The sequence below is a fragment of the Ruegeria sp. BB7 genome (genome assembly GCF_056539365.1).
This window is the reverse complement of record NZ_JBQFUV010000002.1, coordinates 266,275-288,308: the sequence shown is the minus strand read 5'-3', so window position 1 is coordinate 288,308 and position 22,034 is coordinate 266,275. Positions and strand designations below refer to the sequence as shown.

Sequence of the window (22,034 nt, the reverse complement as noted above, 5' to 3'; positions counted from 1 at the left end):
CACAGATTGCGCGAAACCACACGAGGGGCCCATGACCGCACGTTTCCAAGGCACGGCAGAATATGTTGCCACCGATGACCTGACCATTGCGGTGAACGCCGCTGTGACACTGGAACGCCCCCTGCTGGTCAAAGGTGAACCCGGCACCGGCAAAACCGAATTGGCCAAGCAAGTGGCCGGAGCGCTGGGGCTGCGCATGATCGAGTGGAATGTGAAATCCACCACCCGCGCGCAACAGGGCCTATATGAATATGATGCGGTCAGTCGTCTACGCGACAGTCAGCTGGGTGAAGAGCGCGTGCATGACGTATCGAACTATATCCGCAAGGGTAAACTTTGGCAGGCGTTCGAAGCCGACGAAAAGGTCGTGTTACTGATCGATGAGATCGACAAGGCCGACATCGAATTTCCCAACGACCTCTTGCAGGAACTCGATAAAATGGAGTTCCATGTCTACGAAACTGGTGAAACGATCCGCGCCAAGAACCGCCCCATTGTCATCATTACCTCAAACAATGAAAAAGAACTGCCCGACGCTTTCCTGCGTCGGTGTTTCTTCCACTACATCCGCTTTCCGGACGAGGCCACGATGCGCCGGATCGTCGAAGTCCACCATCCGGGCATCAAGGATGCGCTGCTGACAACCGCGCTGACGCAGTTCTATGAAATTCGCGAAACGCAGGGGCTGAAGAAGAAGCCTTCCACCTCGGAAGTGTTGGACTGGCTAAAGCTGCTTCTGGCCGAAGATCTGACCGCCGAGGACCTTAAACGTGACGGTGCCAACGCCCTGCCCAAGCTGCACGGTGCCCTGCTAAAGAACGAGCAGGACGTTCATTTGTTCGAGCGTCTGGCCTTTATGGCGCGCAGTAAGCGTTGAACCTTTTGAACTTCCGGTGATCGCCGCTTGCCTTGGGTCTGTCTGACTGTCAGCATTGCAGGTGGCGGCCCGGCTGTGCCGGGCTATCTTTGACCGGACATGACGGGGCATTCTGATTGGCTAAAACACTGACCATCCGCGCGCTGCGGCTCGAAGATCGCCCAGATTGGTCCGACATGTGGCGCGATTATCTGGCTTTCTATGAGACGACAGTCCCAGACGAAGTCTATGACACTACTTTTGCGCGTCTACTGGGTGACGATCCGCATGATTTCTCGTGTTTTGTTGCGGAACAAGATGAAACATTGGTTGGCCTGACACATTACCTTTTTCACCGCCATGCTTGGAAGGTTGAGCCCGTTTGCTATCTGCAGGATCTCTTCGCTCGGCCACAAGCGCGCGGCACTGGTGTGGGACGAGCCCTGATCCAGGCCGTTTATGATGAGGCCGACCGACAAGGTGCCCCCTCGGTCTATTGGCTAACGCAAGAGTTCAACCACACCGCCCGCAAGCTCTATGACCGCATAGGCAAGCAAACGCCGTTCATAAGATATCAACGACCATGATGCGCTGGGTGGCTCTTCTTGCCGGTGTGGCACTTGCAGGCTGCGCAACGGTGGAACCGACCGAGGTGCCAACTCGCGTGAAAGCCATTGAAGAGACCTTGCCTCCAGCCAAGGCGTTCACCCGCGCCCAACCGTCGCCTCCGGCTAGGTCAAATGCGAATATTGCTGCGGATTTCGTCTCGCTGCATTTCGCGCTGGAAGGCGGCGCCCAACTCCCTGTGTTCACACGGTTCGAAACACCGATCACGGTGCGCCTTACCGGAACACCCACACCCTCGATGCAGCGCGACCTGACGCAGTTACTGAACCGCCTGCGCCGCGAGGCCAGAATTGACATCCGCCATATTTCGGACGGCTTGGCCAACATCACTATCGAAGCCGTCAGTCAGGATCAGATTCACGCCATCCTGCCACAGGCGGCCTGCTTTGTGGTGCCAAACTCGTCGAGTTTTGAAGAATACAGCCGCGACCGGCGTAAACAGAAAAGCAGCTGGAGCCGCCTGCGAAACCGGGAACGTCTGGGTATTTTCATCCCCTATGACGTCAGTCCGCAGGAAAAGCGTGACTGCCTGCATGAAGAGATCGCCCAGGCGCTGGGGCCGCTGAACGATCTGTATCACCTGCCGGATTCGGTGTTCAACGATGACAACATCCACACCGTTCTGACCGGATTTGACATGCTGATCCTCCGCGCGGCCTATTCACCTGAACTGCGCAGTGGCATGACCAAAGAACAGGTTCAGGCCGTCCTGCCCGGCGTCCTGAGCCGCCTGAATCCCCGCGGAGACGCCCTGCCCGCGCAGCAGATATCTGAAACGCCGCGCGACTGGATCAACGCAATTCAGAAATCTCTGCGGCCGCAATTGGGGTATCAGCGGCGTTTGCGGGCCGCCCAATCTGCCGCTCGGATCGGGCAGGAACAAGGCTGGACCGACCATCGCCGCGCCTATCCTTATTATGTGATGGGACGTATGGGGCAGTTCGACAACCCGCAAGAAGCCCTGCGAAACTATCAGATTGCCTTGCAATACCTGCGCACCACCCCGGGGACCGAAGTTCATCAGGCTTACGTGACCACCCAAACCGCCGCCTATTCACTGGCACGAGGCAAAGGACCCGAAACCCTACCCGAATTGGACAGGGCAATCGACGTTATGATGCGGGCCGAAAATGCGTCGCAGCTGGCAACTCTTTTGCTGTTAAAATCTGAGGCGCTCAATCAGGCCGGTCTGACCGATCAGGCACGTTCCGTCAGGCTGGACAGCCTTGCATGGGCGCGCTACGGGTTCGGCTCGGAGACGGTGGTTCGGTCGCTGATGCAGGACGTTGCGGAAGGCCCCCGAAATAACAACAGAGGCGGATAACGCATGGTCGTAGTTTTGGGAATGGCGATACTAGGGGCAATCCTTGGGGCCCTGACTGCACGCAAACGCAAAGGCAGCGGGGCGGATATTGCCCAATATGCGGCGGGTTATGGTATTGGGTTTGCCCTGATCGGCCTGGTTCTGTCGCTGATCCTTGTCCGGTTCGTGGTGTAACTAATGTTCATACCCTTTTTCGAAAACCTACGGAAAGCAGGCATTCCCGTATCTTTGCGTGAATATCTGACTTTTCTGGAAGGTATGAAAAAGGGATTGGCCACCTATGATGTCGAAGCATTCTACTACCTTGCCCGCGTCTCGATGGTGAAAGACGAGCGCAACATCGACAAGTTTGACCGCGCATTTGCCGCCAGTTTCGAAGGTCTGGACCAGATAAGCTTCGATCAGGTTTTGGAGGCGATTGATATCCCTGCCGACTGGCTGGCCAAAATGGCCGAAAAGCACCTGTCCGAAGAAGAAAAGGCTGAAATCGAAGCCCTTGGCGGTTTCGACAAGCTTATGGAGACGCTGCGTGAGCGCCTGAAGGAACAGCAAGGTCGCCATCAGGGTGGCAACAAATGGATCGGGACAGCCGGGACATCCCCGTTCGGCGCCTATGGCTACAACCCCGAAGGTGTGCGCATTGGCCAGAAGGAAAGCCGCCACCAACGCGCAGTCAAAGTCTGGGATAAGCGCGAATTCAAGAACTTGGATGACACAGTTGAGCTAGGGACGCGGAATATCAAGGTGGCCCTAAAACGCCTGCGCCGCTGGGTGCGCGAGGGGGCGGCAGAGGAACTTGATCTGGACGGCACCATCCGCGCCACGGCCGAGCATGGCTATCTGGATGTCAAAACCCGGCCTGAGCGTCACAACGCGGTTAAGGTGCTGTTGTTTCTGGATGTCGGCGGCTCGATGGACCCTCATATCAAGGTAGTTGAAGAGCTGTTCTCGGCCGCCCGGACCGAGTTCAAGCATTTGGAATATTACTATTTCCACAATTGCCTCTACGAAGGTGTCTGGCGCGACAATCGCCGCCGCTGGGATCAACAAACCCCAACACATGAAGTGCTGCGGACCTACGGCTCGGACTACAAATGTATCTTCGTCGGCGACGCCTCGATGAGCCCCTACGAAATAGCCTATCCTGGCGGCGCAAATGAGCATTGGAACCAAGAAGCCGGTCAGGTCTGGCTGCAGCGAGCGCGCGAGCAATGGCCATCAAACCTGTGGATTAATCCGGCGCCTAAGAAATACTGGAAATACACCCAATCCGTCGGCATGATCCAAGAGATCTTCGAAGATCGCATGGTGCCGATGACGTTGGCCGGGCTAGATCAGGGCATGCGAGAGCTGACGCGCTAGAACGTAGCAGACCGGCAGTTTTCAAAATTATCGTCAAAATCAGAAACAAAAACGCGTATTACCCCTGCCCCCACAGGGTTTTATCCACAGTTCTGAAACAATTGACTAAAAAACACCTAGGCATCCGAATTTTGTGATATGTTTAGCCTTGGTTGCGGCTGGGGGGCTAAAATGATCAATTTAAATCTGCGGACTTTTCTTATTTCTACCGTGACATCCGCGTCACTTATTTGTTCATCCGTGGCTATTGTCGCATTTGTCCTGACACCTGACACCGCCTTTGCGAAAAGTGACAACGGTAAAGGGAAAGGCAAGGGTAAAGGTAAAGGCGGCGGTGGCAACAATGCCGGTAAAGCATTCGAAGCAAACCAGTTCAAACCGAAGTCACAGAAAACTCAAAACGGAAAGAGAGCTAAACTCAAGAACAACGGTGCGCGCAGTTCAAATACGGGCGGCGGGAAACTGCAGAAAACTTCGCTGTCTGACTTTGGGCGCGAATTCAAACGGGATGTTCAAGAACTATTCGGCACAAAACAGAGAACAAAGCCCAGACGAAATTCGGCAAAAACCCAAAGAAGGGCTAACAAAAAGGCTTCAATTGCGCCGCTCGAACAATCCATTCGCCCCGTTACGCGAAACAGAAAACACTACTATCGCGACCCGCTTGTGGTAAAGATTACTGACCCCTACGGCTCGGACAAGCTGCGCAACCTGAATGCTTCGAATGCGGCCTACCCGGCGTTTAGAAATGCGGCTCCCAATAGCAACGTAGGAAAGATCGCAACATATCAAGCGGCAGCAAATGAGTATTACGACTTGCGTGCCGACCTGTATGATGCTCGGCGCGATCTTCGTGAATTGAACGAAAGCTATGACGGGCGCACCAGCGAAGAGATTGCGGACGATATCGCCGACCTTGATCCGAACGATCCAAATTATGATGACGATCTCAGAGATTTGGAAAAAGAACTGCAAGACGCGGAAACCTATGAAGAAGCCCGAGACGATCTGCACGAGGATATCGCAGATACTAAGTCCGAAACCAAAGATGCACTTTACCAAGCAGAGGCTGCTTTCTTTGATGCCTCCAAGGGGCAGACATTAACACCCGACGCGCTGGGAGACTTTCATTCCAACCTCGGATTACCGCAACCGAAGGCCCCCTATCAGGACGACGTGACGATACAGCCAGTAGGTTACGATCCGAGTTACCATCACGATGCACAAGCCCGAAAGTATCAGCCAACAGAAACCGATTATCGGCTTCGCTATGAAAATGCCGAGTATAGCGGCAAACACCGCGGGAAACGTTATTATGGCGACCCACTTGTGGCGGCAATTACTGATCCCTACGGCTCGGACAAATTGCGCAACCTGAATGCGTCGAATGCAGCAGCTCCAGCCCTAAGGAACGCAGCCCCCAACAGCAATGTAGGGAAAATCGCCACATACCAGTCTGCTGCAAATGAGTATTACGACCTTCGATCCGACTTGTATGGTGCCCGGCGCGACCTGCGTGACTTGAACGAAAGCTATGACGGGCGCAGTAGCGATGAAATTGCGGATGATATCGCCGACCTTGACCCGAGTGATCCAAATTATGCCGACGATCTAGAAGACTTGGAAAAAGAACTACAGGACGCGGAAGCCTATGAAGAAGCCCGCGATGATCTGCGCGCAGACGTAAAAGGTCTGCGAGTTGATACCATGGTAGCCCAGAAAGAAGCGGAACATGCCTTTTTCGAAGCTTCTAAGGACACAGAACTGACAAAAGACGCCCTGGCTGATTTTCACGAGAACTTGGATTTGCCGGAGCCAGGTGATCACTACGATGACGAGGTTACGACACAGCCCATCTCGTACAACCCGGACTATCACCACTATTCCAATGCCCACGCCTATATGACAGAGGTCACGGACTATCAGCTGGATTTTGACGGTGCCGGTAGTGAGAGCGAAGAACCCCTGAACAACAGATACAGTGTTCCGCTCGCGTCAAAGACCAATACTATTGAGGAAACTTTTAAATTGCGCGATCAGCCCCCCGCGCGTGCCTTGGGACCGCGCTACGCATTTTCCAAGGATGAGGTCGCTGTGATAGCAGCGTATCGGACCGCAGTGGTTGACTATGATGAACCCCGCCCGAATCCCGATGTCGCTTCGCGTGAAGTGAGCATCTTGAAAGGTAGTGAATATAGCAGCGTTAGTGCTGACATCATTCGTGAAATAACCGAGCTCGATCCAAGCGATCCGGAGTTTTACAACAAGCTTGACGTTTTGGGCTCTGAGTTGCGCAAGGCGGATACGAACGATTGAGCTCATAGAGCCGTCGCGCAGACAAGTCGGCCCAGAATACACGAAGTTGGGCAAGCGGCGGCCTACGCTAAAGAAAAGGTGAGCCGGCATAGTTGCAAGCTTGCTTAAACTGTATTCCTTGCCCATATCTGAAGTATGTTACGCCTTACCCCCATTCTACTGGCAATTGCATACGCCGTTGTCATGTACCGGATTTCGGTCTGGCGCACACACCGGGAACTGGATGCCAAATCGACCGAACTGGCTGACCCTGCACTCAAGCGGGTGACCGACCGGCTGGCTGCCGCGCTCGAGATCGACCGGGTGCCAGTGTATATCTATGAAATCGATCCGGTGAACGGTTTAGCTGCACCAGATGGCCGAATATTCATTACGCGTGGGTTCTACCGAAAATTCCGAAACGGTGAGGTCTCAGCCGAGGAAATGGCCAGCGTAATCGCGCATGAGTTGGGGCATGTGGCTTTGGGTCATGCACGACGTCGTATGATTGATTTTTCTGGTCAAAACGCAATGCGGGCTGCGTTGATGATGCTATTGAACCGGTTCATTCCATTCATCGGGGCGTGGATCGCCAACATGTTGACACACCTTCTGGCTTCGCGCCTGTCGCGCGGGGATGAATACGAGGCGGACGAATATGCTGCCGCGTTGCTGACCAAAGCTGGAATCGGGATCGGACCGCAGAAGTCTTTGTTTCACAAGCTTGAAAATTTAACGCAGCAGCGGGCCGGAGTTGTTCCAGCCTGGTTGTTGAGCCATCCCAAAACAGATGAACGGATTGCAGCTCTGGAGACGCTTGAGCAGCGTTGGGGAACAAACGGTTAGGTCAAGGCAGCGAGGGGCCAGCCCCTCGCGCTCCCCGGGATATTTTTGGCCAGATGAAGTTGGATCCGGGTTTAGGTCGTCAGGGCTTTGCCAAGCCGAGGCAGGCGGGCTTTTTTCATCAGGCCGCGCAGGGTCCATTGCTCGCCGGACAGTCGATTAGCCTCAGCCAGTACGCGATTGGCCGTGTCGGTCATCCCGTCCGGGTCGGTCTGCCAAAACCCCTGCAACAGGCCGTCGGGATCGCGGCGGCCGAGGCCTTCTTCTGCGAGGATGTTCCTGGGAAAATCCCTGGCGTTAACAGTGACGATGACATCCGCCGAGGCCGCCACGGCAGTCGCCAAAACGTGAATATCCGCGCTGTCAGGCAGCCAGAGGCGTTGTTCGAGACCCGGAGTAGCGGTGCGTTGCGCCTTGGGCCAGTTCGATTGAGCCAAGGCAATTTCGGCACGGGCCTGCGTCTCGCCTTCCGGGCCAAGTTTGCGCGCTGCGCGGGCCCATTCCTCAAGAATTCGGTCTGACCAGATGGGGGTGAAATGGCCGAGTTTAGCAGCGCCCAGCAGCATCTCTCGCATCACCGTTGGGTAGATGACGCAGGTATCCAGAACAGCCTTCACAACCGGTAGAACACGGCTTTGAGGTACCCGCTTTCGGCAAGTTGCGGCAGTTGCGGGTGGTCGGGGCCAGTAAAACCTGTGTGGATCAGTTGCGCCTTTCGACCAGCGCGGCCAATCCCGCGCGAGGACGCATCGCGGAACCGACCCAGATCGGCGGCATGAGAGCAGGAGCACAGGCCCAGATACCCGCCCGGCTTCACCAGAGGTGCAGCAAGCCGGGCAACGCGTTCATATGCGCGCAGTCCAGCGTCCAGTGCCTGTTTCGAAGGTGCAAAAGCGGGTGGATCGCAGATAACTACATCGAATTGCTCGCCTTCTTCGCCCAGTTGCGCCAACACATCGAAAGCGTCGCCCTGCCGGGTTTGAAAACAGTCGGAGAACCCAGACGCCTCAGCGCCCTGCGCGGCCAGTTCCAATGCGGCAGCCGATCCATCGACGGAAAGGGCGCGTCCGGCACCTCTGGCCAGCATTGCCAGACCGAACCCACCGACATGGCTGAACACGTCCAGCACTTGCGCTCCCGGCTGGACCAGTCGAGCTGCAAAGGCATGGTTTGGGCGTTGGTCGTAAAACAGGCCGGTTTTTTGGCCGCCGGTCAGGTCAGCCATATAAGTCGCGCCATTCATCGGCACCGGGAGCGGCGCGTCAGGGGCCTCGCCGCGTAGGGTCTGGTTCACGTCATCCAATCCCTCAAGCCCGCGTGTACGACCCGAGGCGTTTTTCAGAACGGTCGTCACACCGGTGACACGGACCAAAGCGTCGGTGAGCACTTCCAGATGCGCCTCGGCCCAAGCGGCGTTGGGCTGGATTACGCACGCGTCTCCAAAGCGGTCGATGATCACGCCGGGAAAGCCATCAGCCTCGGCATGGATCAGGCGGTAGTATGGCGCATCGAACAGACGTTCGCGCATCTCAAGTGCGCGGCGCAAGCGGGTCTCAAACCACTCGGCGTCCAGTTGGGCGTCAAGATCACGATCCAGCACGCGGCACATGATCTTTGATTCAGGATTCACCGCAACCAGGGCAATTGGTGCGCGCTTTTCGTCCTCCAATACAGCCAGAGCACCCGCCGGGATTTTGCGGGTTCGCCGGTCGGTGACGATGTCATTGGCGTAGACCCAAGGGAAGCCGTGGCGCAATCCGCGCGCGTTGGCCTTGGGTTTCAGTCGAATACGGGGACGGTCGATGACTTGGTTCATGACGCCCTCATAGTGGCGATCGGGCCGAGGGAAAAGCCCTAGCGGGGGCGAGACCGCCACCCACCGCGCCGTTTCGGTGCTTGTGCGGATTTCAGCCCTTCGGCCAGTACCCGAGTCATCGGGTGATCAGCTTCTTGCTCAGCATACAAGGTGTGCAATTCGGTCAGGGCCTGCGTTTGGTCCCTATCTGCAGGCAGGCTGAGCGCCCAGTCCAAAAAGATGCTACGGCATTCGGGCAAGGTGATGCCCTCGATCCGATAAGCTTCGCGGATCAGGCCCTTGTGATCGTTTGGATCGTCATTGCGCGGCATCTTTCGCCCTTCCGATGACGCGACCGATGATATCGGCCGCTGCGGTGTATTTTTCCTGCAACGCAGCCTGAAGCTGCTCGACCTGCTCAAACCCTGTGGCGCGGCACAGGAACGCGGTGCCACCTTCGCCGATCTTGTCAGCGTCGATGACCTTGCCGGAAAGTAGCCGGGCTGCGCATTGCACCGACCAGAATAGGTCGTAGCAGTCTTTCAACGTTTGCGCCTGAGCGACGTCCAGTAATTCGGCTACGACAGCCCCGTCCAGTCCAGCGGATACGTCGCGCTGAGCGATACCGGACAACAGCGCTCCGGTTTCAGCCATCAGTTCAATATCCATCATCCGACCTGCGCCGTTCTTGGCATCCCAAATCCCCGCCGGAGATTTCGCAGCTGCCAAACGAGACCGCATTTCAGCAACTTCGTGCAACACCTTCTGGTGATCTTCGGGCTTCGACAGGAACTCGGCGCGGAAGGTTTCGATATCGTTCGCCAGCCCTTCGTCTCCTGCTACGACACGGGCGCGGGTCAGCGCCAGATGCTCCCACACCCAGGCTTCGTTCTGCTGGTAGTTGGTAAAGCTGTTCAAGCTGGTTGCCACCGGCCCCTGATTTCCCGACGGGCGCAGGCGCATGTCCACCTCATAGAGCCGCCCCTGCGACATCGGAGCGGAAAGCGCTGTGATCAGCGCCTGAGTAAACCGCGCATAATAGGTGCGTGTCGCCAGCGGGCGCGGGCCGTCTGACATATCCTGGTCCATTGGATCGTAGATCACGATCATATCCAGATCGGATTGCGAGTTGATGCGCCCTGCTCCCAGCGAGCCCATGCCCAGAACGGCCGCACCCCGTCCCGGCGCAGGCCCGTGTTTCTTTGCGAACTGACGAGTAACGCATGGCACGATTGCTGCAATGATTGCACTCGCCAGTTCAGCATATTGTTGCCCTGCCTGCGTGCCATCGATCAGACCGCGCAAGTGATGGACGCCGATCCGGAAATGCCATTCCTTGCACCAGCGGCGCGCAAAATCGAGCTGGGTTTCATAATCAGATTCTTGATCAAGGGCCCGCTCCAACTCGGCCTGCAAGGCCACCTGACCCGGCCAGTCGGTGAAGAAACTGCCGCCAATTACAGCATCAAAGACCGACGCGTTGCGCGATAGATGCCCTGCCAAAGCATGCGAAGTGCCTACAATATCCACCAACAGATCAATCAGATGAGGATTGGCCTCGAACAGGGAAAACAGTTGCACCCCAGCGGGTAAGCCCGACAGGAACCCATCCAGCGCCAAAAGCGCCTCATCCGGTTTCGCGGTTTTCGATAGGCGCGAGAGAAGCTCTGGCTTGAGACGTTCGAAGATCCGCGCGCCCCGCTGCGACCGCAGTGCCGGATAAGTAGGCCAGCGGGCCAGAACGCTTTTGTCGAAATCGGCCTCTTTCGCTGGAATGGGCGTTGAAGACCCAGGGGCAAAAAATCCCTCGGTCAGCTCATGTACTTCAGTCAGGCGTCGGGTCAGTTCGGAGGTCAGTTCGGTGCTGTCGACCCCCATCAGGCAGGCAACCCTTTCAATCCCGTCTGGCGACTGTGGCACCTTATGAGTTTGCGCGTCGTGCACCATCTGGATGCGGTGTTCAACTTCACGGTGGGCACGGTAGTGGTCGGTAAGCTTCGCGGCCACGTCCTGCGGAACCCAATTTTTCTCGGCGAGCGCCGCCAGACCAGGCACAGTGCCTCGCACACGCAGATCAGGATCACGTCCGCCCGCAATCAATTGGCGGGTTTGGGTGAAAAACTCGATCTCGCGGATACCACCCTGCCCCAACTTCATGTCATGACCCGGAATGGTCAGCGCACCACCCGTGCCTTTATTTTCACGGATACGGAGGCGCATGTCATGAGCATCCTGAATGGCCGCAAAATCCAGATGCCGACGCCACACGAAGGGCCGTAGCGCATCCAGAAACCGTTGTCCTGCCTTCAAATCCCCGGCGCAGGGGCGAGCTTTGATATACGCCGCGCGTTCCCAAGTGCGACCAAGACTCTCGTAGTAGCGCTCTGCCGCCTCTGTGGCCAAACAGACAGGGGTCACCGCCGGGTCGGGTCGCAAACGCAAATCTGTACGGAACACATAGCCATCAGCCGTCTTGTCGCTGAGCGTGGCACAGAAGTTGCGCGTTGCCCGCACCATACCCTGCCGCGCATCAAAAAACTCATCCGGATCAAATCGGGTTTCGTCGAACAGAACGATCAGGTCGATGTCCGAACTGTAATTCAGCTCATGCGCGCCCATCTTGCCCATAGCCAGAATGATCATTCCAGCAGCAGTTTCCACGTCTTCCTCAGTCACCCCAGGTAGCTTGCCGCGCCGGATCAGTGCAGCGATCTCAGCCTTAGCCGCCACATCCGCAGCCAAGGCACCAAAATCGGTCAGCGCGGCAGTCACTTTTTCAAGTGGCCACGCCCCTGCCAGATCGGCTAGAGCCGTCAGCAACGCCACGCGCCGCTTGGCCTGCCGCAATCCAGGCCTAAGCTGGTCTGGCGGCAACCTACGCGCTTGGGACATTACATTCGTCAATGCCTGATCGGGCTGGTGCAAAGCTTGCGACAACCACGCGGCCTCACTCTCGATCAGGCCCTTCAGATAAGGGCTGGAACCTGCCGTCCCGGCGATCAGTTCCCCTTGTTCGGCGGTCATATCCGAAACCGCTTTCAGCGCCTCATCGCCTAACGACTTGTCAAAAGCGCGCGGAACCCGGTGAATTGAAAACGGGTCGGTCATTGAACCTCCAACGGGGTGTCCTGGCTAAAACTGTTGACCCAGACATCGTGGCGACGCTCCCACAAAGACGAAATCAGCATCGCCTCCCACGTCGTACTTTCGGGTCGCTGATAGTCGGCGCGATAGGATAGCAAAACTGCATCAGAGGTAAGAACACGCAACTGCGTTTCGCTTAACTCGTACCGGGCCATCGTCGACGCATCCGCAAATTGGCCGACGTGATCATCGCGATTGGCAAAGCCACTGGGGTAAACGCCCAGAAAATCCGCACTCAACAACGCCCGGTCCGCCTGGGCATTTCCTTCGACCAGCGCGGTCCAGACCTGTTTTTCCAGATCCAGAATTTCGGCAAGCGACGGGGCGGGTTTTCGTTCTACAGCAGACATTTTGTAGTTTGACACATCTATTTACAGTAACTCGGAACATGCCGAATTACCCCGGAAGTACACGGACAGGTGTTTAAAATAAGGGGTCATAAGTACCTCCAACGATTCCAATGTGTTCCAACCTATTGGTTTTCAAACACCGTTGAAACAGGGCTTTACGAAGGCCGACTTGATTTTGTGACTCCAATGTTTGCAAACCTATCTGAGCCGTCGATGCGCCATGTAAATAAGGGCGACGGCAGTAGAAGGGCGCAATAGCGTCACTAAGAAACGGCGTCGCCGAGTAGTCAGAACCGGGAAATTTCCTTCCCAGAATGTGCGTCAGTTCCCAGAAACAAGCTTTTCCGTTATTTTACTGTGGCTTACCGAGTGTCCAACTAATCGGGCACCCGGCTAAACTGGGAAGCGATTTTGAGCCCTAAGCGGCGGTTTCCATCAAGCGGTCCAACAGGGAGTGCCCGCTTGTCCCGACGCCGCCTCCCGCCTGAATAGGTGAGCACAGCGAATAGTTAACCATTGGATCGCAGGTCATCTTAAACGGGCGATAAGCCCGTCTATCTTCAACGCCATCATAACGTGTGCCGCATGGCTGAGCATCATACCCGATCGATCTTAGCAAGCGCCCGAAGCTGACTGGTGATAGTGAGACCAACCATTGCCCGCCATTTCGCCTTGCGATCTGACACAGGCCAAAAACAACGGACTTTAAAGCCAACATACGCTCTTCTGCGCTTATTGAACTGTCATCCAGAACCAATCTCGTGCATTCCCATGTCCCGCCATCGACCGGGTACTCGCTCATGAGGTCACACGGTATGAAACTCAGTTTTTTGAGATGGGCGTCGTTGAGCATGTAGGTCCAGCCCATCCAATCGCTTGCACAACTCAGTGCCCTGCCTCCTGCGACGGCTTTACCTCCAATCGTCACGATTGAGTATACCGCCAGCGGATGATCGTATTGGTCCATCTCATGCAGACCATCATGGGCCAGCGACCAGCCCAGTTCGTCCACAAACTGGCGCTTGCGCAATGACAAATAGCTGGTGAAGCAATCACCATGTTTATGCAGTTCGGTGAAGTGAAATGTGTGTAGTTCCATTTGGGCCTCCTAGTTGCCCGCATGGAACCGCACGTTTGAATAAAAGTGTCAGAAAACTTGTTAGATCCAGCCGTTTGTTATCGCAACTGATACCAATGCGGCGGAAGTTTGCGCTCCTGATTTGTCATAAGCAGATCGACGCCTCTTCCTGACAGTCTCGATCTTCAAACTTAGTGCGCCTGCGATCTCTTGATCTTTGAGACCCGAGGCCATTAACGAAACGACCTCCAGTTCGCCTAGCTTTAGAACACATGGAAACGGTTCAGGTGCTTCAATGTGATGAATCGCACTGGCCGCAGCTCTCGCTTGGCGCAGTTGTGTTGGTGACCACCGAGGTCCAGATGCGCTAACAATCGTGCGCACCCCATCGATTTTGAGCGACAAGGTGTTGCCCTCAGTCAATCCAAAATTTCTTGCTTCCGGAAAAACCGGGTTGTCGGGATAGAGGCGTTGAAGCTCTGACCATGTGAAATGACCAGACACCTTTTGACCGTGGATAATCGTTGGGTCTTTAAGAAGGAAACTCTTGTCAACATAGGTGTCGACCCAATCTTTGCTGTATGTTGAATGCACAAAGAGAGGTTTGTTTTTATCGAAGCCCACCCCTATCGAAAAGCCCGCATCTGACAGCCTCGTGAGGACTGAAAAAAAGAGTGGATTAGTATCACTTATCATATTGGCAGTGCTCGCATAGCGTGTATCGTGCGTGCTACATAATTTAACAAGAAAAGTATCACAAGTGATAAATTCTAAGCCCAAGGCCGACACATCACGAATAACCGCTGACACGCTGATGATTATCGCTGAAAACCTTCAACGACTAGACAAGATAAGCCCCGGAACCGCTCGAAACGAACTTAGAAAGGCTATGGAAGAGGCAGAATCACTTAGGTTTGGCGCTGGCGAGAAGTCGCGCTACTAGCGAGGCATCCTCTTCGGGAATATCCATTGCTTCGCTCAGCGCACGTTTTGTGTCGTCACTGACATCATCTTCCAAGAATAAGAAACTGGGCTTTATCCCAGCTACCTCGCAAATAGCTAAGATTTTATCGACAGTTGGATTGATCCGGCCGTTGAGCATTTTGCTTACATATTCAGCGTTGAACCCCGCTGCCTCGGAGATCGCGCCGTAGTTTAGCGATCGGGCATCTAAAGCCTGCCGCAGTTTTACGCGCCAAGGCTCCAGTTCCCGCTTATTCTTGCTACCAGGTTTCTTCATGCGCGCACTCTCTCACGGAAATATATTTCTTGTAAATGGAAATGTATCTGCACGATCCCCTCTTGAGTTCGCTCTTTTAGAAAAATATTTCTATTTTTTACTAAACATAGGTTGCTAACCTAGACATATATTTCTATCCTCTAGAATTAACGGAGGGCATTATGTCACGCAAAAAGATACCAGAAGCGCCTATGAGCGGCCTTAAGTTCCAAGAGTTTCTTCGAAAGGAACTTGAGCGCAGGAACAGTGGCCTAGTGCGCGTGTCCCTGAACCAGCTAGGGACTCTGTGCGGTTACACCGGTCGCTACATTAGTCACCTACTGACGGCCGAGGACCCAAATCCATCGACCAAAATGATGCGTTGCATCCTGTTCACTCTTGGATGCGAGATTGAGAATCCTGAAGAGGACGTAATTCCGCACCTAAAAGAAAAGGGTGTTTACGACCCGGCCATCCATGGCGTGAAGCAGAAGTGACGTCATGACAAAGCACCACACATTTACTCCCCCCCAGGGCGAAGAAGACGCATCGTCTTTGGCTCTGTCCTCCCTGGGCACCTGCCCTGACGGCACAGGGATGCTGCCGTCAGGGCCTTTTAAAGAAACCGAATGCCGACCACTCACGTCGCTAGCCCCTGACCGCTTCACTATTTTTGGGCGCGGTCAGGGACACCTTTCTAGCCGATCGATTTTCGAGTGGGTCGGCGACATCATTGGCGCGGTTTGCGTCTTTGCCATCCCTTACCTGTTTCTCTTTATCGTGAGCGCTTTCCAATGACCGCCGATAGCACCCTCGTTGCCCTCACCCACGCGCCGCTGACAGATGCAGAGCGGTTGAAAGACCTCATGGATGAAATTGCAACATTGTCCGCTCTTGAGGGTCAATCCTCAGCGGTCAGGCTGCAACGAATGACAGCAATGTCCGAGGGCAACTCGGCAGCGTCTGACGCCTTGGCCGACAAAGAATTGGAAGCCACGGAAGCGGAAGTGACTGCAATGTATCGCGTGGTTGCCCACGTAAAAATCCTGTTCGGCAACGGCATCCTGGACCGTTGCCATGACCACCTGAAATCGGAGGTTACAGGTAAACTCTAATGCACGACCAACAGGCCCAGACGAACACACAATCCAGTTCCCTCAAATCGGCGCATCAAGACGCAGAGGCTGGGCCTGCGGAACTTTCAAACTCTAATCCAAATAATTGGAGCATCCCAATGCGTGACGCAAAGCTGATCGAAACCAGAGAAATCCCGATAGATGAGATCGAGGTATCAGACCGCCTCAGACCCGTTTCCGACGCCGCCGTTGAAAGCCTCAAACAGTCGATCGAAACAGTCGGCCTGCACAATGAAATCCATGTGCGCAAAATCAAGAAAGGTGGCGCACTTCGCCTTATCGCGGGCGGGCATCGCACGGCAGCGTTTAAAGCCCTTGGCCGCGCAACCATCCCGGCCAAAATCTGGGACTGCACAGATGAATGGGCAGAGCTGGCAGAGATTGACGACAACTTGGCCCATGCGGAGCTGAGCATGTTGGAATTGTGTGTCTTTCTGGCCCGCCGCAAAGAGGTCTACGAGCGCGCATTCCCGCAGACCAAAGCGGCCACCGGAGCGGAGCTGGCGGCCAAGCGTTGGGATGCGGCGGACGATGTGTCCGTCGCATCGTTTGTGGCCTCAACCGCTGAGAAAATGGGGGCCTCGAATCGCAACATTCGCCGCCTTGTCGCCGCTGGTCAGCAGCTCGGGCAAGATGAAATCCACATGCTGCGCGAAGCCCCAAAGCCGGTAACGCTGGCAGACCTGACCGAGATTGCGAAGTGTGGAAACACTGCCGAGCGCCTCGGAATTGTGCAAGCTCTCAGCTCTGGCAAGGCCAAGTCGGCCAAGGACGCGCTGTCCCAGAAGAAACAGCCTGGAGCGGCGGCTGTCAGCCCGGCTGAGACGGCTCAGAACAAGATTGCTGACGCATGGGTGCGGGCACCGAAAGAGGCGCGCAGGCGCTTTGTGGCCGCGCATCTGAGCGAGCTGCAGGATCTGCTTTCAGACTGCGAAGGCGAGACCGGCGAAGTTGTTCAATTTCAAGCACATGATCGGGAGGCCCGCGCATGAGTGGTATCGAACCCCGCAAACTATGGTGGAGTGCCGAGGAATTGGCCACTTCGGGCCTGCCTGAATTACCAGGCACCAAACGCGGTATCAATGCCCTTGCTGATCAACTGCGCTGGCGCACCGTGCCGGGCTGCACACGAAAGAAACAGGGGCGCGGAGGCGGCTGGCTGTACCATTGGTCGGTGCTACCGCTGGCAGCACGTCAAGTGCTGCTGAAGGAAGCTGCCGAACCCGAGGCTAAAGCCACAAAGAAACGGCTCGAGCGCGGAGACGCATGGGCAATCTTTGATCGACTTCCCGAGGCCACAAAAGCGACTGCTGCCAAACGCCTCAAGATCCTTCAGCTTGTAGAGACGCTCTACAGCACGGGTCTGAAACATGTTCAGGCAGTGGATGCGGCCGCACGACAGGAGGGCATTTCCGCCAGGTCGATCTACAACTGGATCGAAATGGTCGAAGGTGTCGCCGATGAGGACCGCCTTGCATATCTCGCCCCTCGCAACCGCATGGCCGAGCGGAAAAAGGCCATTGCGACGTGTTCACCAGAGTTTTTGGAGCATTTAAAGGGGCTTTATCTTCGCCTTGAAAAGCCCACATTCAAACAGTGTTACCGCCTCGCTGTGAAAATGGCGCAGAAAAAGGGCTGGGATACACTAACCGAGCGCACGGCTCTGCGGCGCATCGAAAAAGAAGTTCCCCGGATCACACAGGTTTTTGCCCGTGAAGGCGAAATTGGTTTGATGCGGTGCTTTCCCTCGCAAATCCGCGACCGCTCAATGATGACAGCAATGGAAGGTGTCAACGCCGACTGCCACAAGATCGACGTGTTTGTTCGTTGGCCCGATGGGACAGTCAACCGCCCCCAGATTGTCGGGTTTCAGGACATTTATTCCGGAAAAATCCTGTCATGGCGCGTTGATCACGACCCGAACAAGGTCATGGTCATGGCGGCATTTGGCGAGATGGTCGAAAACTTCGGCATCCCGAAACACTGCCTGTTCGACAATGGACATGAGTTTGCCAATAAGTGGATGACGGCCGGAAGCCCTACCCGCTTCCGGTTCAAGGTGCGCGAGGATGATCCGCTCGGCGTGTTGCCGTTGTTGGACATCAAGGTACATTGGGCGCAGCCTGCGCACGGCCAGGCTAAACCGATTGAGCGAGCTTTCCGTGACTTAGCCAGCGATGTCGCCAAAGACCCACGCTTTAGCGGTGCCTATGTCGGCAACAAGCCTGACGCGAAGCCGGAAAACTATGGCAGTCGCGCCATTCCGGCTGATACTTTTCTAGCGGTTCTTTCCGAAGGTATCGAAGAACACAACGCCCGCGAAGGCCGTCTTTCGCACACTGCAGAAGGTCGCAGTTTTGAAGCCACCTTCTCGGAAAGCTACGAGGCCGCGCCGATCCGCAAGGCCACGGAAGAGCAGCGCCGACTTTGGCTAATGGGGCAACATCTCGGTCAGTTGAATCGCAAGAACGGGCAATTGCAGATCCACGGCAACCACTACTATTCGGAGTGGATGAGCGAAGCGGCCGGGCAAAAGGTTATCGCCCGATTTAACCCCGAGGATTTGCATGCGGGTGTCTACATCTACGACACCAAAGGTGCCTTCCTTGGCTTTGCCGAGTGCCGCCAGAAAGTCGGGTTCTTTGACTTGGCAGGCGCGAGGGAAGAAGCCCGCCGCCGCCGTCGGATCAAAAAGGCCGAGAAAGCCCTGCTGGACGCCAGCCGCCCGGTTTCGATCGAAGAAATCGCGGCCGATATGGACCCGGAAGCACCCGAACAGCCAGAACTGGAAGCCAAGGTCGTTGCACCAATGTTCGGCAGGCGGCCGGGGCCATCCCCTGCCCGGCCCGTCTACAACAGCGTTCAAGACGCTGAGTTGGATGAAGAACACCAAGCGCTGATTTTAAGCATGCAGAGCCAGCAGGACAATGCACCTGCGGCTGAGGATGCAGAGGATTTCCGAGTGTCTGAGGATGCCGATATCCGGTTTGAACAAGCCCAAGACATTCTTCGCCGGTCAGAAGCTGGCGAACCTGTCGGACGCGCAGAGGCGCGTTGGGTGGAAGGTTTTACGAGTACTGCGGAATACGAAACGCAACTGTTAATGCGCGAACATTTTGACCTTGGCGGAGCTGGAAAGGGCCGAGCCTGAAATCGCCGCCGTCCGAACCTCACTCCGAGACGGCGGCCAGAGCAGAAGTAGGAGACAACATGTCAGAGAGCATGGCATTGGGCAACACCATTCAGCCACTGCGCAACGTCGCATCGCTGGTGAAACTGATCAAAGAGGTGCAAAGCCGCCAGTTTGGTCTGCCCGGTATCGGAGTGTTTTTTGGTTATCCGGGGTACGGAAAAACCTATGCGGCGATCCACTGCACAGCAGCTTTGGACGCAATTCACATTTCGGTTCAGAAGCTTTGGACCAAAAAGACGCTGCTGGATCAAATCCTGCGCGAACTGGGTGTAGCGCCGAAAAAAACGCTTGCGGAAATGATGGCCCAAGCCTGCGAGCACTTGGCCATTGCACAGCGCCCCCTGTTAATTGATGAGGCCGACTATGCCGTTTCACGCGGCCTGATCGAAGTCATCCGAGATTTGCATGACGGGTCGGACGTTCCGGTGATCCTGATCGGAATGGAAGAGCTGCCCCAAAAGTTGAGAAAGTGGGAGCTGATCGACAGCCGCATTATGGGCTATGTCCCGGCAGAACCGGCGACCCTTCAGGATGCCCAATATCTGGCCCGCATCTACGCGCCTGACGTTGAGATCAGCGATGACCTGTTGGCGCATATCATCGAGCGCAACACCGGCAACGTGCGGCGCACCGTGACCGATCTAGCCTATGTTCAGCGCCGCAGCACAACAATGGATATGCCGTCGATTTCGCTGGATAGCTGGGGCAATGCGCCCTTCCTGCGGAATGAGGCCCCAGCACCCCGGAGGGGCTTGCTGTGAACTTCCAAGACCCCGAGCAAAAAGTAATCTGGGACTTCCTGAACAGTTGGCCGCGCGTGACCTACAAGGAGATTGCGGCCGCCTGTCCGGGGTCAGATTGGAAGCGGGAAAACTACCTGCTGCGCCTGCGGAAAAGCGGCGTTCTGAAGTTTTGCGCGCGCGAAGGGCGCACCCAATATTTTACGGTTTTTGACGTTGACACCGTCAATGCCGAAGCGGCGAAAAATTCGACTATCGGACAAGACCAGCAGTGGTCGGCCCAGCGTCTGGAAGCCAAACTGAAGGCGATGGCAGAAACGGACGAAGAAACGGCCGCTAACAGCTATGATCCGGTTGACAAAGACGAGCTGGCCTTCTGGACGTTTGCCCGAAGCGTTGCCCGGTTCACGGCCGCTGATATTACCCGAGCCTGCGGCCTATCGGAAAGCAAGCGTAATTCGATCCTGCGGAAGCTGATGGCGTCCGACATTGTTCGTGAGTGGGGTCGGGAAAACCGGGTTTTGTACTACACGGCATTGTCGCCCAAAGAACAGCACAACCGCTCCAAGGACATGCGCCGCACCAAGCCCGGCGACATTTGGACCGCGATCCGAATTCGCAGAACTTTCTCGGCCGAGGATATTTTGGCCTCATTGGCGGGCAACGAAATTCCGATAACGCTGCGGGACATCGTGGACTACTGCAAGATGCTCCACAAAGCTGGCTATTTGCAGGAGGTTCGCCAAGCCAAATCCAAGTCCAGCACTCGGTATCGTCTGGTTAAAGACACTGGCCCGCTGCCACCGATCAAGAAGCGCGTGGCGGTCGTGATCGACGGCAACGAAGACCGGATCGTGCATACCGGCGGGGGCCGTCTGGGATGAGCGACAGGATGGAAGCTGCACGAGCCGAGTGGGGCGATGTTCCAGACTGGATCGAGGCGCTGGTTAAGGCTTGCGATGAAACCTCACAGAACAAAGTGGCTGAACGTCTGGGTGTGTCCTCATCGACCGTCAGTCAAACGATCCGGAACATTTACCCCGGCCGCATGGAAACCGTCGCTGAACGTGTGCGCGCAATCTACCTGAACGACACGGTGCAATGCCCGGCACTGGGAGAAATATCTGCCGAAGACTGCCTGAAGTGGCGAGACCACTCCAAGTCCCTGGCATCGGCTAGCCCGATCCGCGTCAGAATGTTCAGCGCCTGCCGTCGCTGCCCGCGAAACACCGGAGACGACAAATGAATTCGGAACCCTTTCTGACCTCACTAGGCATTCCCGATTGGATTGGCCTTGTCGTCCTGTCTGGGACCTACGTCTGGGTGATCTGGTCGCTGCTCCCACCCCTTTACCCGGCCCTGCAACGACTGGTCGACCTTCACTCGAAACTTACCAACCGGAGAAACATTCAATGAGCGCTCACTTTAAACCCCACCTGATCCCCGACGGAAAAGTTGTAGCTGGTGGCCAAACCTACATGACGAATACCAAGGGCGCGCTGGTGCCGATCGAGTTGGTGAAGCCGCAAGACAAGCTGCAAGACGAAACTGTGCGTAAGATCATCGGCTACGGAAAAGCCCTGTCCGATCAGGTCAGCCGGTTCAAGACGCACACCTTTGACGACATCGGTGCCTTTGAGGCGATCCTTGCCCAAGAGTATGAGGCGACGTTCGGCGGCAAGAAGGGCAACAAAACGCTGATGACCCATGACGGGTTGTTCAAGGTGACGGTCCAGGTCGCAGACAATATCGACTTTGGTCCTGAACTGCAGATCGCAAAGGAACTGGTGGACGAATGCCTCAACGAATGGGCGGCAGACTCACGCCCCGAGATCCGCGCGATCGTCACCAAAGCTTTCAATACCGACAAGGAAGGCCAGATCAACCAATCGGAAATCTACATGCTATTGCGGCTGGAAATCGAGGATGAGCGTTGGCAGCGCGCCATGAAGGCAACCCGTGACGCGATGCGCGTTGTCGGTTCTAAGACCTATGTTCGTTGCTACGAGCGCCCTGCCCCTGACGCACCTTGGCAGGCCATTACCATTGATTTGGCGAAGGCGTGAGAGGAG

At 55.8% G+C, this 22,034-nt stretch carries 25 protein-coding genes; 17 read left to right on the top strand and 8 right to left on the bottom strand.

Annotation, left to right across the window (positions count from 1 at the left end):
- The first annotated feature begins 31 nt into the window (after positions 1–31).
- The 7 genes from ACR0D7_RS06580 (at position 32) to ACR0D7_RS06550 (ending at position 7,310) form a co-directional block, all read left to right on the top strand.
- A complete protein-coding gene (locus ACR0D7_RS06580) occupies positions 32–877 on the top strand; it encodes an AAA family ATPase (RefSeq protein WP_170382904.1) in 846 nt (281 codons plus the stop codon).
- Between the two features lie 116 nt (positions 878–993).
- Positions 994–1,443, top strand: coding sequence for an N-acetyltransferase family protein (locus ACR0D7_RS06575; protein ID WP_480678271.1), 450 nt, complete (start codon positions 994–996; stop codon positions 1,441–1,443).
- Positions 1,440–2,807: a DUF2927 domain-containing protein gene (locus ACR0D7_RS06570; protein WP_480678270.1), complete on the top strand. Its 1,368-nt coding sequence runs from the start codon at positions 1,440–1,442 to the stop codon at positions 2,805–2,807. The genes ACR0D7_RS06575 and ACR0D7_RS06570 overlap by 4 nt, the downstream gene beginning before the upstream one ends.
- 3 nt (positions 2,808–2,810) lie before the next feature.
- A complete protein-coding gene (locus ACR0D7_RS06565) occupies positions 2,811–2,981 on the top strand; it encodes a hypothetical protein (RefSeq protein WP_170572188.1) in 171 nt (56 codons plus the stop codon).
- Positions 2,982–2,984: 3 nt separating this feature from the next.
- Complete coding sequence (locus ACR0D7_RS06560; protein WP_480678269.1) at positions 2,985–4,169, top strand: vWA domain-containing protein; 1,185 nt, start codon at positions 2,985–2,987, stop codon at positions 4,167–4,169.
- Positions 4,170–4,340: 171 nt separating this feature from the next.
- A complete protein-coding gene (locus ACR0D7_RS06555; protein ID WP_480678268.1) occupies positions 4,341–6,485 on the top strand; it encodes a hypothetical protein in 2,145 nt (714 codons plus the stop codon).
- A 135-nt stretch (positions 6,486–6,620) separates the two neighbouring features.
- The gene (locus tag ACR0D7_RS06550) at positions 6,621–7,310 is read left to right on the top strand and encodes a M48 family metallopeptidase (RefSeq protein ID WP_480678267.1); all 690 of its coding nucleotides are present in this window, start codon (positions 6,621–6,623) and stop codon (positions 7,308–7,310) included.
- Positions 7,311–7,381: 71 nt separating this feature from the next.
- Here the strand turns inward: ACR0D7_RS06550 and ACR0D7_RS06545 are convergent, their stop codons facing one another.
- From ACR0D7_RS06545 to ACR0D7_RS06510, 8 genes are all read right to left on the bottom strand, one after another.
- Positions 7,382–7,924 (bottom strand): RSP_2648 family PIN domain-containing protein, encoded by a 543-nt coding sequence (locus ACR0D7_RS06545; protein ID WP_480678266.1) that lies wholly within the window; start codon positions 7,922–7,924, stop codon positions 7,382–7,384.
- Entirely contained in the window at positions 7,921–9,123 is a 1,203-nt protein-coding gene (locus ACR0D7_RS06540) for an RSP_2647 family RNA methyltransferase (RefSeq protein WP_480678265.1), read from the bottom strand. The genes ACR0D7_RS06545 and ACR0D7_RS06540 overlap by 4 nt, the downstream gene beginning before the upstream one ends.
- A 38-nt stretch (positions 9,124–9,161) precedes the next feature.
- Positions 9,162–9,434 (bottom strand): hypothetical protein, encoded by a 273-nt coding sequence (locus ACR0D7_RS06535; RefSeq protein ID WP_170572199.1) that lies wholly within the window; start codon positions 9,432–9,434, stop codon positions 9,162–9,164.
- Entirely contained in the window at positions 9,421–12,210 is a 2,790-nt protein-coding gene (locus tag ACR0D7_RS06530) for a [protein-PII] uridylyltransferase family protein (RefSeq protein WP_480678264.1), read from the bottom strand. Before ACR0D7_RS06530 ends, ACR0D7_RS06535 begins: the two co-directional genes overlap by 14 nt.
- Positions 12,207–12,596 carry a DUF4440 domain-containing protein gene (locus ACR0D7_RS06525; RefSeq protein WP_480678263.1) on the bottom strand — a complete coding sequence of 130 codons (390 nt, stop codon included), beginning with the start codon at positions 12,594–12,596 and terminating at the stop codon, positions 12,207–12,209. The genes ACR0D7_RS06530 and ACR0D7_RS06525 overlap by 4 nt, the downstream gene beginning before the upstream one ends.
- A 418-nt stretch (positions 12,597–13,014) precedes the next feature.
- Positions 13,015–13,695 carry an acyl-homoserine-lactone synthase gene (locus ACR0D7_RS06520; protein WP_480678262.1) on the bottom strand — a complete coding sequence of 227 codons (681 nt, stop codon included), beginning with the start codon at positions 13,693–13,695 and terminating at the stop codon, positions 13,015–13,017.
- A 60-nt stretch (positions 13,696–13,755) separates the two neighbouring features.
- Entirely contained in the window at positions 13,756–14,484 is a 729-nt protein-coding gene (locus ACR0D7_RS06515) for a helix-turn-helix transcriptional regulator (RefSeq protein WP_480678261.1), read from the bottom strand.
- A gap of 94 nt (positions 14,485–14,578) precedes the next feature.
- Positions 14,579–14,914: a helix-turn-helix domain-containing protein gene (locus ACR0D7_RS06510; RefSeq protein WP_480678260.1), complete on the bottom strand. Its 336-nt coding sequence runs from the start codon at positions 14,912–14,914 to the stop codon at positions 14,579–14,581.
- 161 nt (positions 14,915–15,075) lie between these two features.
- On the opposite strand from ACR0D7_RS06510, the gene ACR0D7_RS06505 reads away from it, so the two are divergent.
- The 10 genes from ACR0D7_RS06505 (at position 15,076) to ACR0D7_RS06460 (ending at position 22,028) form a co-directional block, all read left to right on the top strand.
- Positions 15,076–15,390 carry a hypothetical protein gene (locus ACR0D7_RS06505; RefSeq protein WP_480678259.1) on the top strand — a complete coding sequence of 105 codons (315 nt, stop codon included), beginning with the start codon at positions 15,076–15,078 and terminating at the stop codon, positions 15,388–15,390.
- A gap of 4 nt (positions 15,391–15,394) precedes the next feature.
- Positions 15,395–15,691, top strand: coding sequence for a hypothetical protein (locus ACR0D7_RS06500; protein ID WP_480678258.1), 297 nt, complete (start codon positions 15,395–15,397; stop codon positions 15,689–15,691).
- On the top strand, positions 15,688–16,008 hold the full coding sequence (locus ACR0D7_RS06495; protein ID WP_480678257.1) for a hypothetical protein: 321 nt from the start codon (positions 15,688–15,690) through the stop codon (positions 16,006–16,008). The genes ACR0D7_RS06500 and ACR0D7_RS06495 overlap by 4 nt, the downstream gene beginning before the upstream one ends.
- A gap of 119 nt (positions 16,009–16,127) precedes the next feature.
- Complete coding sequence (locus ACR0D7_RS06490; protein ID WP_480678256.1) at positions 16,128–17,021, top strand: ParB/RepB/Spo0J family partition protein; 894 nt, start codon at positions 16,128–16,130, stop codon at positions 17,019–17,021.
- Entirely contained in the window at positions 17,018–19,180 is a 2,163-nt protein-coding gene (locus ACR0D7_RS06485) for a transposase domain-containing protein (protein WP_480678255.1), read from the top strand. Before ACR0D7_RS06490 ends, ACR0D7_RS06485 begins: the two co-directional genes overlap by 4 nt.
- A gap of 59 nt (positions 19,181–19,239) precedes the next feature.
- Positions 19,240–19,983 carry an AAA family ATPase gene (locus tag ACR0D7_RS06480; RefSeq protein WP_480678254.1) on the top strand — a complete coding sequence of 248 codons (744 nt, stop codon included), beginning with the start codon at positions 19,240–19,242 and terminating at the stop codon, positions 19,981–19,983.
- Entirely contained in the window at positions 19,980–20,846 is an 867-nt protein-coding gene (locus tag ACR0D7_RS06475; protein ID WP_480678253.1) for a hypothetical protein, read from the top strand. The genes ACR0D7_RS06480 and ACR0D7_RS06475 overlap by 4 nt, the downstream gene beginning before the upstream one ends.
- Before the next feature lie 8 nt (positions 20,847–20,854).
- Positions 20,855–21,208, top strand: a complete 354-nt coding sequence (locus tag ACR0D7_RS06470) for a helix-turn-helix domain-containing protein (protein WP_480678252.1) — start codon at positions 20,855–20,857, stop codon at positions 21,206–21,208.
- Entirely contained in the window at positions 21,205–21,378 is a 174-nt protein-coding gene (locus ACR0D7_RS06465) for a hypothetical protein (protein ID WP_480678250.1), read from the top strand. Before ACR0D7_RS06470 ends, ACR0D7_RS06465 begins: the two co-directional genes overlap by 4 nt.
- On the top strand, positions 21,375–22,028 hold the full coding sequence (locus ACR0D7_RS06460; protein WP_480678249.1) for a DUF3164 family protein: 654 nt from the start codon (positions 21,375–21,377) through the stop codon (positions 22,026–22,028). Before ACR0D7_RS06465 ends, ACR0D7_RS06460 begins: the two co-directional genes overlap by 4 nt.
- The last annotated feature ends 6 nt before the right edge of the window (positions 22,029–22,034 follow it).

Excerpts from the sequence above, each read along its gene's own strand:
- ACR0D7_RS06505 (WP_480678259.1), top strand. The coding sequence starts at position 15,076 with ATGTCACGCAAAAAGATACCAGAAGCGCCTATGAGCGGCCTTAAGTTC.
- ACR0D7_RS06580 (WP_170382904.1), top strand. The coding sequence starts at position 32 with ATGACCGCACGTTTCCAAGGCACGGCAGAATATGTTGCCACCGATGAC.
- ACR0D7_RS06490 (WP_480678256.1), top strand. The coding sequence starts at position 16,128 with ATGCGTGACGCAAAGCTGATCGAAACCAGAGAAATCCCGATAGATGAG.
- ACR0D7_RS06555 (WP_480678268.1), top strand. The coding sequence starts at position 4,341 with ATGATCAATTTAAATCTGCGGACTTTTCTTATTTCTACCGTGACATCC.
- ACR0D7_RS06480 (WP_480678254.1), top strand. The coding sequence starts at position 19,240 with ATGTCAGAGAGCATGGCATTGGGCAACACCATTCAGCCACTGCGCAAC.
- ACR0D7_RS06465 (WP_480678250.1), top strand. The coding sequence starts at position 21,205 with ATGAATTCGGAACCCTTTCTGACCTCACTAGGCATTCCCGATTGGATT.
- ACR0D7_RS06500 (WP_480678258.1), top strand. The coding sequence starts at position 15,395 with ATGACAAAGCACCACACATTTACTCCCCCCCAGGGCGAAGAAGACGCA.
- ACR0D7_RS06535 (WP_170572199.1), bottom strand. The coding sequence starts at position 9,434 with ATGCCGCGCAATGACGATCCAAACGATCACAAGGGCCTGATCCGCGAA.
- ACR0D7_RS06570 (WP_480678270.1), top strand. The coding sequence starts at position 1,440 with ATGATGCGCTGGGTGGCTCTTCTTGCCGGTGTGGCACTTGCAGGCTGC.
- ACR0D7_RS06525 (WP_480678263.1), bottom strand. The coding sequence starts at position 12,596 with ATGTCTGCTGTAGAACGAAAACCCGCCCCGTCGCTTGCCGAAATTCTG.
- ACR0D7_RS06540 (WP_480678265.1), bottom strand. The coding sequence starts at position 9,123 with ATGAACCAAGTCATCGACCGTCCCCGTATTCGACTGAAACCCAAGGCC.
- ACR0D7_RS06510 (WP_480678260.1), bottom strand. The coding sequence starts at position 14,914 with ATGAAGAAACCTGGTAGCAAGAATAAGCGGGAACTGGAGCCTTGGCGC.
- ACR0D7_RS06485 (WP_480678255.1), top strand. The coding sequence starts at position 17,018 with ATGAGTGGTATCGAACCCCGCAAACTATGGTGGAGTGCCGAGGAATTG.
- ACR0D7_RS06460 (WP_480678249.1), top strand. The coding sequence starts at position 21,375 with ATGAGCGCTCACTTTAAACCCCACCTGATCCCCGACGGAAAAGTTGTA.
- ACR0D7_RS06530 (WP_480678264.1), bottom strand. The coding sequence starts at position 12,210 with ATGACCGACCCGTTTTCAATTCACCGGGTTCCGCGCGCTTTTGACAAG.
- ACR0D7_RS06560 (WP_480678269.1), top strand. The coding sequence starts at position 2,985 with ATGTTCATACCCTTTTTCGAAAACCTACGGAAAGCAGGCATTCCCGTA.
- ACR0D7_RS06550 (WP_480678267.1), top strand. The coding sequence starts at position 6,621 with ATGTTACGCCTTACCCCCATTCTACTGGCAATTGCATACGCCGTTGTC.
- ACR0D7_RS06520 (WP_480678262.1), bottom strand. The coding sequence starts at position 13,695 with ATGGAACTACACACATTTCACTTCACCGAACTGCATAAACATGGTGAT.
- ACR0D7_RS06470 (WP_480678252.1), top strand. The coding sequence starts at position 20,855 with ATGGAAGCTGCACGAGCCGAGTGGGGCGATGTTCCAGACTGGATCGAG.
- ACR0D7_RS06495 (WP_480678257.1), top strand. The coding sequence starts at position 15,688 with ATGACCGCCGATAGCACCCTCGTTGCCCTCACCCACGCGCCGCTGACA.
- ACR0D7_RS06565 (WP_170572188.1), top strand. The coding sequence starts at position 2,811 with ATGGTCGTAGTTTTGGGAATGGCGATACTAGGGGCAATCCTTGGGGCC.